13 protein-coding genes are annotated in these 12,726 nt (G+C 71.4%); 9 read left to right on the top strand and 4 right to left on the bottom strand.

Annotated elements, in window-relative coordinates:
- Positions 1 to 831, bottom strand: coding sequence for a class I SAM-dependent methyltransferase (locus tag ORI94_RS03185; protein WP_266072156.1), 831 nt, complete (start codon positions 829 to 831; stop codon positions 1 to 3).
- 427 nt (positions 832 to 1,258) lie between these two features.
- Here ORI94_RS03185 and rpsA point away from each other — a divergent pair, with 427 nt between their 5' ends.
- From rpsA to ORI94_RS03205, 4 genes are all read left to right on the top strand, one after another.
- Positions 1,259 to 2,767, top strand: a complete 1,509-nt coding sequence (gene rpsA, locus ORI94_RS03190) for a 30S ribosomal protein S1 (RefSeq protein WP_266072157.1) — start codon at positions 1,259 to 1,261, stop codon at positions 2,765 to 2,767.
- Between the two features lie 255 nt (positions 2,768 to 3,022).
- Positions 3,023 to 3,961 (top strand): PAC2 family protein, encoded by a 939-nt coding sequence (locus tag ORI94_RS03195; RefSeq protein ID WP_266072159.1) that lies wholly within the window; start codon positions 3,023 to 3,025, stop codon positions 3,959 to 3,961.
- Positions 3,962 to 4,015: 54 nt separating this feature from the next.
- Positions 4,016 to 4,633 carry a dephospho-CoA kinase gene (gene coaE / locus ORI94_RS03200; RefSeq protein ID WP_266072160.1) on the top strand — a complete coding sequence of 206 codons (618 nt, stop codon included), beginning with the start codon at positions 4,016 to 4,018 and terminating at the stop codon, positions 4,631 to 4,633.
- Positions 4,634 to 4,683: 50 nt separating this feature from the next.
- Positions 4,684 to 5,082 (top strand): tetratricopeptide repeat protein, encoded by a 399-nt coding sequence (locus ORI94_RS03205; protein WP_266072162.1) that lies wholly within the window; start codon positions 4,684 to 4,686, stop codon positions 5,080 to 5,082.
- 43 nt (positions 5,083 to 5,125) lie between these two features.
- On the opposite strand, the gene ORI94_RS03210 is transcribed toward ORI94_RS03205, so the two are convergent.
- Positions 5,126 to 5,389 carry a DUF6343 family protein gene (locus tag ORI94_RS03210; protein WP_266072164.1) on the bottom strand — a complete coding sequence of 88 codons (264 nt, stop codon included), beginning with the start codon at positions 5,387 to 5,389 and terminating at the stop codon, positions 5,126 to 5,128.
- A gap of 161 nt (positions 5,390 to 5,550) precedes the next feature.
- On the opposite strand from ORI94_RS03210, the gene ORI94_RS03215 reads away from it, so the two are divergent.
- A complete protein-coding gene (locus ORI94_RS03215) occupies positions 5,551 to 6,252 on the top strand; it encodes a class I SAM-dependent methyltransferase (protein WP_266072166.1) in 702 nt (233 codons plus the stop codon).
- A 44-nt stretch (positions 6,253 to 6,296) separates the two neighbouring features.
- Here ORI94_RS03215 and ORI94_RS03220 read toward each other — a convergent pair whose 3' ends face one another.
- A complete protein-coding gene (locus ORI94_RS03220; protein ID WP_266072168.1) occupies positions 6,297 to 6,977 on the bottom strand; it encodes an RNA-binding S4 domain-containing protein in 681 nt (226 codons plus the stop codon).
- A 123-nt stretch (positions 6,978 to 7,100) separates the two neighbouring features.
- Between ORI94_RS03220 and ORI94_RS03225 the strand changes: the two genes are divergently transcribed.
- From ORI94_RS03225 to glpK, 4 genes are all read left to right on the top strand, one after another.
- Positions 7,101 to 7,883: a uracil-DNA glycosylase gene (locus ORI94_RS03225; RefSeq protein ID WP_266072170.1), complete on the top strand. Its 783-nt coding sequence runs from the start codon at positions 7,101 to 7,103 to the stop codon at positions 7,881 to 7,883.
- A gap of 36 nt (positions 7,884 to 7,919) precedes the next feature.
- On the top strand, positions 7,920 to 8,927 hold the full coding sequence (gene pip, locus ORI94_RS03230) for a prolyl aminopeptidase (protein WP_266072172.1): 1,008 nt from the start codon (positions 7,920 to 7,922) through the stop codon (positions 8,925 to 8,927).
- Positions 8,928 to 9,079: 152 nt separating this feature from the next.
- On the top strand, positions 9,080 to 9,913 hold the full coding sequence (locus tag ORI94_RS03235) for an MIP/aquaporin family protein (RefSeq protein ID WP_266072539.1): 834 nt from the start codon (positions 9,080 to 9,082) through the stop codon (positions 9,911 to 9,913).
- A 21-nt stretch (positions 9,914 to 9,934) separates the two neighbouring features.
- The gene (glpK, locus tag ORI94_RS03240; RefSeq protein WP_266072174.1) at positions 9,935 to 11,452 is read left to right on the top strand and encodes a glycerol kinase GlpK; all 1,518 of its coding nucleotides are present in this window, start codon (positions 9,935 to 9,937) and stop codon (positions 11,450 to 11,452) included.
- A gap of 89 nt (positions 11,453 to 11,541) precedes the next feature.
- On the opposite strand, the gene ORI94_RS03245 is transcribed toward glpK, so the two are convergent.
- Positions 11,542 to 12,498, bottom strand: a complete 957-nt coding sequence (locus tag ORI94_RS03245; RefSeq protein WP_266072175.1) for an expansin EXLX1 family cellulose-binding protein — start codon at positions 12,496 to 12,498, stop codon at positions 11,542 to 11,544.
- Positions 12,499 to 12,726: the final 228 nt, after the last annotated feature.

A 12,726-nucleotide genomic window follows, 5' to 3' on the forward strand; every position in this document is an offset into this window, starting at 1 on the left:
TCAGTCCCGTACGCACACGAAGATCGCCGTCCCCGGGATCAGCCGGCCGCGCAGGGGGGACCAGCCGCCCCACTCGGAGCTGTTCCACTCCGGCCACGGAGGCTCCACCAGATCCACCAGGCAAAAGCCCGAGACGGCGACGTCGCGGACCCGGTCGCCCAGCGTCCTGTGGTGCTCGACGTACACCGCGCGGCCCTCCTCGTCCTGCTCCACGTAGGGCGTGCGGTCGAAGTACGACCCGGAGACGCTCAGCCCCTCCGGGCCGGGCTCGTCCGGGAACGCCCAGCGGATGGGATGCGTGACGGAGAAGACGAACCGGCCGCCGGGCCGCAGCACCCGGTGCACCTCGCGCAGCACCAGCCTCGGGTCGGCGACGAAGGGCAGCGCCCCGTACGCCGAGCAGGCCAGGTCGAAGGAGCCGTCCGCGAACGGCAGGGCGCCCGCGTCCGCGCACACCAGGGGGAACGGGCCCCCGATGCGCAGCGCGTGCTGCAACTGCCGGTGCGAGATGTCCAGGGCCACCGGGCGCGCGCCCTGCGCGGCCAGCCAGCGCGAACACTGGGCCGCGCCGGCACCGAGCTCCAGGACGGCGCGGTCCTTCAGCTCCTCCGGCGGGCCGAGCAGCTCGGCCTCCACCTCGTCGAGTCCCTCGGGGCACCACACGAAGCGGTCGTCGCCGAGGAACGTGCCGTGCTCGACCTGGTACTCGTCCGCGTTGCGGTCCCACCAGCCGCGGTTGGCGCGGGCACTCTCGGTGACGCCGGCGTCCCGCCGGGTCGCCTCCGGTTCGGGCGCTTCGGGACCTTCGGGCTCTTGGATGATCGGCTCCATCGTCGTACTCTTCCGTCCAGTCGCCCGGCTGTCGCCACAGGGGCGCGCGGTGTCCTGCCGCGTGGTGTCCGCGCGGTGTCCGCGGGGCGGGTTCCGTGTGGCCTCGAGGTGGTATCCGCCGTGCGGCACTACCCCCGAACGGGGGGAATTGTGCCGGTTTTGCGGCGATCCGCCCCGGGTGAGGGGCTTCGTGCATTGACCCTGCTCGGCTGCCCCCGTATGCTACAAGTTGCGCTGCGAGCCTGCGCACCTCAGACATAGCAGGTTGTGCTCGCGTCTGTTGTATGTCCCCTCGGTTGTCGAGGCGTCACCGGACACCCGGTGTCTGGTAACGGCGCTTCCTAGGCTGTCCGGCTTCTGCAGAGCGAAACGGGCTCGGGCGTAGCAGTACCTACGACTCACTGTCCGTACCGGAGCCCTTTCCCACATGACGAGCAGCACCGAGACCACCGCCACCACCCCGCAGGTTGCGGTCAACGACATCGGTAACGAGGAAGCCTTCCTCGCCGCGATCGACGAGACGATCAAGTACTTCAACGACGGCGACATCGTCGACGGCGTCATCGTGAAGGTCGACCGGGACGAGGTCCTGCTCGACATCGGTTACAAGACCGAAGGTGTCATCCCGAGCCGCGAACTCTCGATCAAGCACGACGTCGACCCCAACGAGGTCGTCGCCGTCGGTGACGAGATCGAAGCCCTTGTTCTCCAGAAGGAGGACAAGGAAGGCCGCCTGATCCTCTCGAAGAAGCGTGCCCAGTACGAGCGCGCCTGGGGCACCATCGAGAAGATCAAGGAAGAGGACGGCATCGTCACCGGTACCGTCATCGAGGTCGTCAAGGGTGGTCTCATCCTCGACATCGGCCTCCGCGGCTTCCTCCCGGCCTCCCTGGTCGAGATGCGCCGCGTCCGCGACCTCCAGCCCTACGTGGGCAAGGAGCTCGAGGCGAAGATCATCGAGCTGGACAAGAACCGCAACAACGTGGTCCTGTCCCGCCGTGCCTGGCTGGAGCAGACCCAGTCCGAGGTCCGCCAGACGTTCCTCACCACCCTCCAGAAGGGTCAGGTGCGTTCCGGCGTCGTCTCCTCGATCGTCAACTTCGGTGCCTTCGTGGACCTGGGTGGCGTCGACGGCCTGGTGCACGTGTCCGAGCTGTCCTGGAAGCACATCGACCACCCCTCCGAGGTCGTCGAGGTCGGTCAGGAAGTCACCGTCGAGGTCCTCGACGTCGACATGGACCGCGAGCGCGTCTCCCTGTCGCTGAAGGCGACCCAGGAAGACCCGTGGCAGCAGTTCGCCCGCACCCACCAGATCGGCCAGGTCGTGCCCGGCAAGGTCACGAAGCTGGTCCCGTTCGGTGCGTTCGTCCGCGTGGACGAGGGCATCGAGGGTCTGGTCCACATCTCCGAGCTGGCCGAGCGCCACGTGGAGATCCCGGAGCAGGTCGTCCAGGTCAACGACGAGATCTTCGTCAAGGTCATCGACATCGACCTCGAGCGCCGTCGCATCAGCCTCTCGCTGAAGCAGGCCAACGAGGCCTTCGGCACCGACCCGTCGGCGGTCGAGTTCGACCCGACCCTGTACGGCATGGCCGCGTCCTACGACGACCAGGGCAACTACATCTACCCCGAGGGCTTCGACCCCGAGACCAACGACTGGCTCGAGGGCTACGAGACCCAGCGGGAGGTGTGGGAGACCCAGTACGCCGAGGCGCAGAACCGCTTCGAGCAGCACCAGGCGCAGGTCATCAAGTCCCGCGAGGCGGACGAGAAGGCCGCCGCCGAGGGCGTCGACACCGCGGGTGCGGCTCCGGCCGCCTCCAGTGGCGGTGGCGGCGGTTCGTACTCCTCCGAGGGCGGCGACAACTCCGGCGCCCTGGCCTCGGACGAGGCGCTGGCCGCGCTGCGCGAGAAGCTGGCCGGCGGCCAGAGCTGATCGCCGACCGCTGAGGTTCAGCCGTTGACCGAGGGCCCGTACCTTTCGAGGTGCGGGCCCTCGGTGCTGTGCCCTGGGGGTGTGGAGCGCTTCGGGGGTGTGGGGGTGCCTACGGGATCGGTGGGGGCTTGTCGCGCGGTTCCCCGCGGCTCCTGGGGCGTTGTCCCCGCCTCCACGATCATGGTTCTCCTCCTCGGGGAATGCCGACGGCCGCGAAATCGTTGTGGATGACGGACACGAGGAGGAGCGGTCACTGTGCTTGATCCGCAGGATTTGTACGCGTGGGAGCCGAAGGGGCTGGCCGTCGTCGACACGGCGCTCGCCCAGGAATCGGCCGGTCTTGTCATGCTCTACCACTTCGACGGATACATCGACGCGGGCGAGACCGGCGACCAGATCGTCGAGCGGCTGCTCGACTCGCTGCCCCACCAGGTCGTCGCCCGGTTCGACCACGACCGGCTCGTCGACTACCGGGCCCGTCGCCCCCTGCTGACCTTCACCCGCGACCGCTGGACCGACTACGAGGTGCCCGCACTCGAGGTGCGGCTGGTCCAGGACGCCACCGGAGCGCCGTTCCTGCTGCTGTCCGGTCCGGAACCGGACGTGGAGTGGGAGAGGTTCGCCGCCGCGGTGCGGCAGATCGTGGAACGGCTCGGCGTCCGCCTGTCGGTGAACTTCCACGGCATTCCCATGGGCGTCCCGCACACCCGCCCCGTGGGCATCACCCCGCACGGCAACCGCACCGACCTCGTCCCCGGCCACAGCAGCCCCTTCGACGAGGCGCAGGTTCCCGGCAGCGTCGAGGCCCTCGTCGAGTACCGGCTCACGCAGGCCGGACAGGACGTGCTCGGCGTCGCCGCGCACGTGCCGCACTACATCGCCCGCTCCCCGTACCCGGACGCGGCGCTGACCGTCCTGGAGACCATCACGGCCGCGACCGGCCTGGTCCTGCCCGCTGTGGCGCACGCCCTGCGCACCGACGCGCACCGCACCCAGACCGAGATCGACCGCCAGGTGCAGGAGGGCGACGAGGAACTCACGGCCCTCATCCAGGGCCTCGAGCACCAGTACGACGCCGCCGCGGGGGTCGAAACCCGGGGCAACATGCTCGCCGAGCCGGTGGAGATCCCGTCGGCGGACGAGATCGGGCTCGAGTTCGAACGGTTCCTGGCGGAGCGCGAAGGCGACGTCTGAGACGGCCGGGTCCCGCCCGGCCTGCCGCCGGCGGCAGGCCCTAAGCTTTCGGGCATGCTGACCGTGGGACTGACCGGTGGGATCGGTGCCGGCAAGAGCGAGGTGTCGCGGCTGCTCGTCGAGCGCGGCGCCGTACTGATCGACGCGGACCGCATCGCGCGCGAGGTCGTCGCACCGGGGACCCCCGGTCTCACGGCGGTCGTGGCGGCCTTCGGCGAGGAGATCCTCACCGGGGACGGCAGCCTGGACCGGCCGCGGCTCGGCGCGATCGTCTTCACCGACGCGGAGAAGCTCGCCCTCCTCAACTCGATCGTCCACCCCCTGGTGGGTGCACGCTCCCGGGAGCTGGAGGAAGCCGCCGCCGAGGAGGCCGTCGTCGTCCACGACGTCCCCCTCCTCACGGAGAACGGCCTCGCGTCCCGCTACGACCTCGTGATCGTGGTCGACGCGAGCCCCGGGACCCAGCTCGACCGGCTCGTCGGCCGACGCGGCATGAGCGAGCAGGACGCCCGCGCCCGCATGGCCGCCCAGGCGACGCGCGAGCAGCGCCGGGAGATCGCGGACATCGTCATCGACAACGACGTCCCCCTGGACGAGCTGGAACGGCGGGTCGAGGACGTATGGGCCGAGCTCGTGCGCCGGGCCGCGGACCGGCGGCCCGCGCAGGAATAGAGGTCTTCGGCCGGAGCGTTGGACCCGTTCGGCAAGGGAAGGATGCGGCTGTGCCCCAGAACAGTGGTTCGACCGGACGTACGCCGGAGACGCATGTCATCGACTTCCGTGCCGCCGAGCAGCTGCTTGCCTCACGGGACCCGCGAGGTGCGGTGAAGCTGCTGGACGGGGTCATCGACGCGTATCCGGAGAACACGGCGGCGAGGCTGCTGCGCGCGCGGGCGTTCTTCGCGGCGGCCCAGCTGCGTCCGGCGGAGCTGGAGTTCTCCATCGTCCTGGAGCGCGAGCCGGACAACGCCTTCGCGCACTTCGCGCTCGCCCGCACCTACCAGCGGCAGCGGAGGCCCGACCCGGCCAGGCGCCACTTCCGGCTGGCCGCCGCCCTGGACCCGAACCCGGAGTACCTGAAGGCCGCGCGCTTCGACGACGGCCGAGGCGACGAGGGCTGACGACGCGGGCCAGGAGACAACGCCCCGGGAGTGAGCACGCGGGTCACCTCGTGCCCCAGGGCGGATCGTACGGCGGCACATCACGGTCCGGCTGGTAGCGGGGCCCCTGGCGCACATGCCGGACGACCACGATCAGGTCGACGGTGACGACCAGCCACAGCAGCGCGCACACCAGGGCCCAGCCGGGATGCCCGGCGACCGCGAACGCCACCGTCCCGAGGACGGTCCAGACCTCACCCCACACGCTCAGCCAGAACCGCATGCGCAGCGCACTGCGCGCGGTCCTCGGCTCACTGCCCGTCCGCATGCCGTCACCACCGTTCCTCCTTCCACGGTACGTCCGGCGGGCCCACGGCACGTCCGGCCGGCGGAACGGCCGCTGTCGCCGGCCGGAGGCCTGCCGTCACTCGGACGGGTGAACCGGGAGCGTGGGGGAACGGGCGTGCGGATCCGGTCCGTTGGACGGACATGAAGCCGAGAACGCGTGAAGGGTACGAGGGGACGGGCCCCGGGGCGATCACCCCGGACGGCTGCGCGGTGGAACTGTACTCACGGCTGCCCGTCGGGGACGAGCCGGACGTCATCGCCGCCGCGGTACCGGCGGGCGCGCGGATCCTGGAGCTGGGCAGCGGCGTGGGGAGGATGACCCACGCACTGCTGGAACGCGGATTCACGGTCACGGCCGTGGACGAGTCCGCCGAGATGCTGGAGCGCGTCCGCGGGGCGCGGACCCTGTGCGGCCCCATAGAGGAACTGAGGCTGGACGAGACGTTCGACGTGGTGCTGCTCGCCTCGTTCCTGGTGCACGCGGGCGACACGGAGGTGCGGCGGGGACTGCTGCGCACCTGTGCGCGGCATCTGGCGGAGGGAGGGTGCGTACTCGTCCAGCGGGAGGGCGAGGACCACCACACGAACGTGCCGCGCGAGCGGGTGGACCCGGCGGGCTTCACCGTACGCATCGTGTCGGTCGAGCCGCTCGGCGACGGGGTCGACGCGGTGCATGCCGAGTACGTGTTCCCGGACGCGGTATGGACACAGACGTTCCGGTCGAGGGCGCTGTCGAAGACGCGGTTCGAGGAGGCGCTGGGAGAGGAGGGCCTGCGCGTGGACCGGTATCTGACGGAGGACGGGATGTGGGTGAGGGCGGTGGCGGCGACGGCCGAAGGCTGAGCACAGCGCGGTGGCTTCCGTCCCGGGCCGCTGCCGCCATGCGTTCACGGCCGCGCGGCCCCGCCGGAACGTCTGCCACGGTTCCTGCGACCGGCGGACCTTCCCTGATCCGCGAAACCGCCGGCGCCCCCGGGCCTGCCGCCGCCGTCGGGCCTGTCCCGGCCCCCGGGCCCGGCCGGTCCGGCGGAGCCTTCCAGGGCCCCGGGGACGTCGGGACCACCCGGGCCGCCGCCCAGACCGCGCAGGCGTTCCAGTTCCCGGCGGTCGCGCTTCGTCGGGCGGCCCGCGCCGCGGTCCCGGACGCCGGCCGGGGCGACGGCGTCACGGGGCGGGGGCGGAGGGGAGGTGTCGACGTAGCACTGGACCGCGACCGGGGCGCCCACCCGCTTGCGGATCAGGCGCTTGACGACGACGACCCGTTCCCGCCCGTCGTGCCGCAGGCGCACCTCGTCGCCGACGCGCAGGGAGTGCGCGGGCTTCACCCGCTCACCGTTCACACGTACATGGCCACCGCGGCAGGCGTTGGCACCGAGGGACCGGGTCTTGACCAGACGCACGGACCAGATCCAGCTGTCGGTCCGGACGGTCTCGCCGCTCTGCGGTCCGGCGGCCTCGGCAGCCGCCACGGCGGCGGCGGTCTCGGGCCCGGGGGCTGCGGAGGCCGCCGCCCTCGCCGTGTCCCCGTCGCCGCGCGTTTCGCCGTACTGAGCATCCTCGGAAGCCATGGTCCGACTCTAATCCTCCGGGGCGGCCCGGTGAGAAGGGGTTTCGGCCGCCGCACCGCCGGTGGGCAGGCCGAGCGGACGGAAAAGCCGCCGGCGCCGGCCGACGCGCCCTACCGTGGAGGGATGGACCACCCCAGTGGCCTCCCCGACTTCCACGGCCTCCCCGATCTCCCCGCCTCCTCTGGTGTCCGCGACCCTTCCGGCCTTCCCGGCCTCGACCGGCGCATCACCGGCTGTCGCGCCTGTCCCCGGCTGGTGGACTGGCGTGAGGAGGTCGCCCGTACGAAGCGCGCCGCGTTCGCCGACCGGACGTACTGGGGCCGGCCGGTGCCGGGATTCGGGCCGCCGGACGCCCGGCTGCTGATCGTCGGGCTGGCGCCCGCCGCGCACGGCGGCAACCGCACCGGACGGATGTTCACCGGAGACCGGTCCGGGGACGTGCTGTACCAGGCGCTGTACGACGTCGGGCTCGCCTCGCAGCCGATGTCCACGCACACCGGGGACGGCCTGGAACTGTACGGCGTACGCGTCACCTCTCCCGTGCACTGCGCCCCGCCCGCCAACAAGCCGACCCCCGGCGAACGGGACACCTGCCGGCCCTGGCTCGTGCGGGAACTGCGCCTCCTGCGGCCGACGGTGCGGGCCGCGCTCGTCCTCGGCGCCTTCGGATGGCAGGCCGCCCTGCCCGCGTTCGCCGAGGCGGGCTGGACCGTCCCCCGCCCCCGCCCGGCCTTCACCCACGGCGCCCACGTCACGCTCCCCGCCCCGGACGGCGACGACCTGCGCCTCTTCGCCTGCTTCCACGTCAGTCAGCGCAACACCTTCACCGGCCGGCTCACCCCCGCCATGCTCCGGGAGGTGCTGCGCACGGCGGCCGAAGCGGCGGGAGCGCCCACGCGAAAATGAGAGGAGCCCCCGCGGCACGCGCGCTACGGTGCCCCGATGGGCCGCTATCCGGACATCGAACCGTACGACCAGGGCATGCTCGACGTCGGCGACGGCAACCGCGTGTACTGGGAGACCTGCGGGAACCCGCACGGCAAGCCCGCGCTGGTGCTGCACGGCGGCCCGGGAAGCCGCGCGAGCCCCGGCCTCCGCCGCTACTTCGACCCCGACGCCTACCGCATCGTGCTCCTCGACCAGCGCGGCGCCGGACGCTCGACACCGGGCGCCGCCGACCACACCACCGACATGAGCGTCAACACGACCGCCCACCTCATGGCCGACCTGGAACGCCTGCGTGCCCACCTGGGCATCGAGCGGTGGCTGGTATGGGGTGTGTCCTGGGGCTCGGCGCTGGGACTGCGGTACGCGCAGACGCACCCCGGTGTGGTGTCCGAGCTGGTGCTCACCGGAGTGACCACCGGATCCGCCCCCGAGGTGGCCCTGCTGACCCGGGGACTGGGCAAACTCTTCCCGGAGGCCTTCGAACGCTTCGTCGGCGAACTCCCCGCCGGTGAGCGCGACGGCGACCTCGCCGCCGCCTACAACAGACTGCTCGAGTCCCCCGACCCCGACGTCCGGGAACGGGCCGCGCGGGCCTGGACCGACTGGGAGACGGCGATCATCCCCGCCCCGCCGGGCTCGGTCGCGCGCTTCCAGGACCCCGGGTTCCGCAGGGGCTTCGCCCGCACCGTCACCCACTACTGGGGCAACCACCACTTCCTCGGCGACGGCGACGGCGACGGCGGGTGCGACGACGAAGGCGTCGTCCTGCGCGACGCCCACCTCCTGAAGGGCATCCCCGGCACCCTGGTCCAGGGCAGCCTCGACCTCGGCAACCTCCTCGGCATCGTCTGGCGGCTCCACCACGCCTGGCCGGACAGCGAGTTGACGATCGTGGACGAGGCCGGCCACGACGCCGGTGCCGTCGGCGACGACGCACTGGTGGCGGCGACGGACCGGTACGCGCGCGGCGGTGGACGAACACCGCCGCTCTGTGCTCCATGAGGGGGAATTCCGGCTCCCCGCAGGCGTGATGCCCCCGGGGGACATACGCTTCCGGAAAGCGGAGGAAACCGCAGCGGAATTCCAGCCGAGGAGGGCCGGTGGCTAAACGCATCACCCGACGACGTGGCTATCGAGAAGGCATCTTCGGTGAGATGATCGCCGAATTCCTGGGAACATTCGTCCTAATTCTCCTGGGTGTCGGCTCGGTGGCCGTGGCCGTCGTCGGACTTCCCGGATCGGGTCGGCAGGCGGTGGAATTCGGGGCCGACAACTGGCTCATCATCGCATGGGGCTGGGGCCTCGCCGTGGTGTTCGGCGTGTATGTGGCCGGCGGTATCAGCGGCGCCCACATCAATCCCGCGGTGACCCTGGCCTTCGCCGTGCGACGGGACTTCCCCTGGCGGAAGGTCCTGCCCTACTGGCTGGCGCAGGTCGTGGGCGCCTTCGTGGCCGCCGCGCTCGTCTACGCCTGTTACAGGTGGGCGATCGACGCGGCCGAAACCGAGGCGGGCGTCCCGCGGGACGAATCACTGGCGACCTACTCGATCTTCGCCACATTCCCCGCCGAATACTTCGGGAATTCATGGTGGGGGCCCCTGCTCGACCAGATCGTGGGCACCGGAATTCTGCTTCTTCTGATCTGTGCGCTCATCGACATGCGCAACACGGCTCCGATGGCGAATCTCCACCCGTTCCTCATCGGCCTGGTGGTCACCGTCATCGGTCTGACGTTCGGCACCAACGCCGGATACGCGATCAATCCCGCACGGGACTTCGGCCCCCGGCTGTTCACCTATTTCGAAGGCTGGGGCTCGATCGCCCTGCCCGGGTCGTTCCAATGGTTCAGCGGCTACTGGTGGATCCCCATCGTCGGCCCGCTCATCGGCGGAGTCCTCGGGATGGCCGTGTACGACCTGCTCATCAAGCCGGTGCTCAAGGCCCGGGCGGGGATGGGCGAAGAAGGCCCGGCCACCGAAGAACCCTAGGCACACCAGGAGGCGGCAACGATGCCCGAATTCGTCGGCGCGGTGGACCAGGGGACCACCAGTACGCGCTTCATGATCTTCGATCACGCCGGGAACGAGGTGGCGAGGCACCAGCTCGAGCACAGCCAGATCCTGCCGCGGTCGGGGTGGGTCGAACACGACCCGGTGGAGATCTGGGAACGCACCAACACGGTGATCCAGAACGGCCTCCGTGCCGGAGGACTGACAGCCGCCGATCTGCGGGCCATCGGCATCACCAACCAGCGCGAGACGACCGTGGTCTGGGACCCGCGCACCGGCCGTCCGTACTACAACGCCATCGTCTGGCAGGACACCCGCACCGACAGCATCGCCGCCGCCCTCGAACGCGACGGCCACGGCGACGTCATCCGTCACAAGGCCGGGCTGCCGCCGGCCACCTACTTCTCCGGCGGCAAGATCAAGTGGCTGCTGGAGAACGTGGACGGGCTGCGCGAGGCCGCCGAGGCGGGCCACGCGCTGTTCGGCAACACGGACGCCTGGGTGCTGTGGAACCTCACCGGCGGCCCGGGCGGCGGTGTGCACTCCACCGACGTGACCAACGCCAGCCGGACCATGCTGATGAACCTGGAGACCCTGGACTGGGACGACGAACTGCTGGACATCTTCGGCATCCCCCGCTCGATGCTGCCGACCATCCACCCCTCGTCCGATCCCGAGGCGTACGGCGAGGCCCGTACCTCCCGGCCGCTGGGCGCCGCCGTCCCGATCACCGGAGTACTCGGCGACCAGCACGCGGCGACGGTCGGCCAGGTCTGCTTCTCTCCCGGCGAGGCCAAGAACACCTACGGCACCGGCAACTTCCTGGTGCTCAACACCGGCACGGAACTGGTGCGCTCCAGTCACGGGCTGCTGACGACGGTGGCGTACCAGTTCGCGGGCAGCCCCGCGGTCTACGCGCTGGAGGGCTCCATCGCCGTCACCGGCGCCGCCGTGCAGTGGCTGCGCGACCAGCTGAAGATCATCACGAGTGCCGCGGAGAGCGAGCAGCTGGCGCGTTCGGTGGAGGACAACGGCGGGATGTTCTTCGTACCGGCGTTCTCCGGCCTCTTCGCCCCGTACTGGCGCTCCGACGCCCGCGGCGCCATGGTGGGCATGGCCCGCTACAACACCGGTGCGCACATCGCCCGGGCCACGCTGGAGGCCATCTGCTACCAGAGCCGCGACGTGGTCGAGGCCATGGAACAGGACTCGGGCGTGCACCTGGACGTGCTCAAGGTCGACGGCGGTGTGACCGCGAACGACCTGTGCATGCAGATCCAGGCCGACGTGCTGGGAGTGCCGGTCAGCCGTCCCGTGGTCGCCGAGACCACCGCGCTGGGCGCCGCCTACGCCGCCGGACTCGCGGTCGGCTTCTGGCGCGACACCGACGAACTGCGCTCCCACTGGCAGGAGTCGAAGCGCTGGAACCCGGAATGGAGCGAGGAGCGGCGCCAGGACGGATACCAGGACTGGAAACGGGCCGTGGAACGCACCCTGGACTGGGTCAGGGTCACCTGACGGCCGTCCGCGAACGGACCTTGCGGCCCGCCGGTACCGTCCACCCGCGGTACCGCGGCCCGCCGGTACCGCGGGTGGACGGTACCGCGTCAGTGCCGGGCGAACTGGACACGCGTCGGCTGTACGGCGTTTGGCCGCACGGCGATGCCGTCGACGGTCAGCTGCTCCCCGTAGATGTCGGTGAGTCTCAGGGCACCGCCGCATCCGGTGCCGTCGGGGGAGAGGAAGTAGTTGTACTCGGTACGGGTCAGCGGGCGCCATCCGGAGCCGGTGCCGACCTCCAGCCGGGCCAGCGGGTTGCGGTGGCCGATCGCCTGGATGCCGCACCAGTGGCTGCTGGAACCGGTCTTGTAGCGGATCGAGACGGTGTCGGACGTGCCGGGGCTGAGCAGGCTCCAGGTGACCGGGATCTGCCCGGCGGAGAGACCGGCGAGCTCGGCGAAGGCCTCCCTGCTCAGGTCGAGCTGCCCGGGAGCGCAGGGCGAGGGGCACTCGTTGGTGATCCGGACCGTCACGGAGGCGCCGCCGGCCGCGCGGACCAGGACGTACGCCCCGCACGCCCGGGACGTCCCGTAGTCGGCGGTGTTCATCGCCGCGGTCATGCGGTCGGGGCTCGGACCGTACAGGCAGGCGCCGTCACCGTCCCCGGCGTCGTAGTGGGTGGCGACTCCGCTGTAGGTGGCCCCGGGCCTGATCCGCCCCGCCGGCGGCGCCCCGCCGGGAGCCGGGCGCGGGGTGGCCGCGGGAGTGCTCCCGCGCGACGGCTCGGCCGCCGTGGTCGTCGCGGAGGCCTTCGGGGCCGGGGACGCCGTGGACGGCTTCGCCTCCGGTGTCCGCCCGGTCGCCGTGGGCGGGACGCCCGGCCGGGCGTCGGCGTCGACGCCGGTGGCGGACGTGGCCGTGGCCCGCCCGGTGTCGGACCCGCCGCCGGGAGTGAGGGCGACGGCCAGTGATACGAGGAGCCCGGCGGTGGCCACGGCGACGGCCGGCACCAGGGCGCCGCGCCCCTTGCGGCGGGGACGGCGGCGATGGGAGGGGGATGCCACGGATGATCCTTATGTGGTTCGGGAGGACACGCGCTCTTGACCCGGCAGTGGTCACAGCCGGCGGAAAGGTTGCCGGGCTTCCAGGGAGGAACCCCGACTCGGTCCGCATCGTCACATCCCGGAAACGCGCGTGTTCGCCTCCCTCCCCCCGCTCCGCTTACCGTGGACAACGCGTCCCCCGCCCGGTCACCGTCGCCCGCGAGCCCGCCCCCGCCCCCGACGTGACGA

This window comes from Streptomyces sp. NEAU-W12 (genome assembly GCF_026242095.1).
GTDB lineage: Bacteria > Actinomycetota > Actinomycetes > Streptomycetales > Streptomycetaceae > Streptomyces.

Excerpts from the sequence above, each read along its gene's own strand:
- ORI94_RS03185 (WP_266072156.1), bottom strand. The coding sequence starts at position 831 with ATGGAGCCGATCATCCAAGAGCCCGAAGGTCCCGAAGCGCCCGAACCG.
- rpsA (WP_266072157.1), top strand. The coding sequence starts at position 1,259 with ATGACGAGCAGCACCGAGACCACCGCCACCACCCCGCAGGTTGCGGTC.
- coaE (WP_266072160.1), top strand. The coding sequence starts at position 4,016 with ATGCTGACCGTGGGACTGACCGGTGGGATCGGTGCCGGCAAGAGCGAG.
- ORI94_RS03210 (WP_266072164.1), bottom strand. The coding sequence starts at position 5,389 with ATGCGGACGGGCAGTGAGCCGAGGACCGCGCGCAGTGCGCTGCGCATG.
- ORI94_RS03215 (WP_266072166.1), top strand. The coding sequence starts at position 5,551 with ATGAAGCCGAGAACGCGTGAAGGGTACGAGGGGACGGGCCCCGGGGCG.
- ORI94_RS03220 (WP_266072168.1), bottom strand. The coding sequence starts at position 6,977 with ATGGCTTCCGAGGATGCTCAGTACGGCGAAACGCGCGGCGACGGGGAC.
- ORI94_RS03225 (WP_266072170.1), top strand. The coding sequence starts at position 7,101 with ATGGACCACCCCAGTGGCCTCCCCGACTTCCACGGCCTCCCCGATCTC.
- pip (WP_266072172.1), top strand. The coding sequence starts at position 7,920 with ATGGGCCGCTATCCGGACATCGAACCGTACGACCAGGGCATGCTCGAC.
- ORI94_RS03235 (WP_266072539.1), top strand. The coding sequence starts at position 9,080 with ATGATCGCCGAATTCCTGGGAACATTCGTCCTAATTCTCCTGGGTGTC.
- glpK (WP_266072174.1), top strand. The coding sequence starts at position 9,935 with ATGCCCGAATTCGTCGGCGCGGTGGACCAGGGGACCACCAGTACGCGC.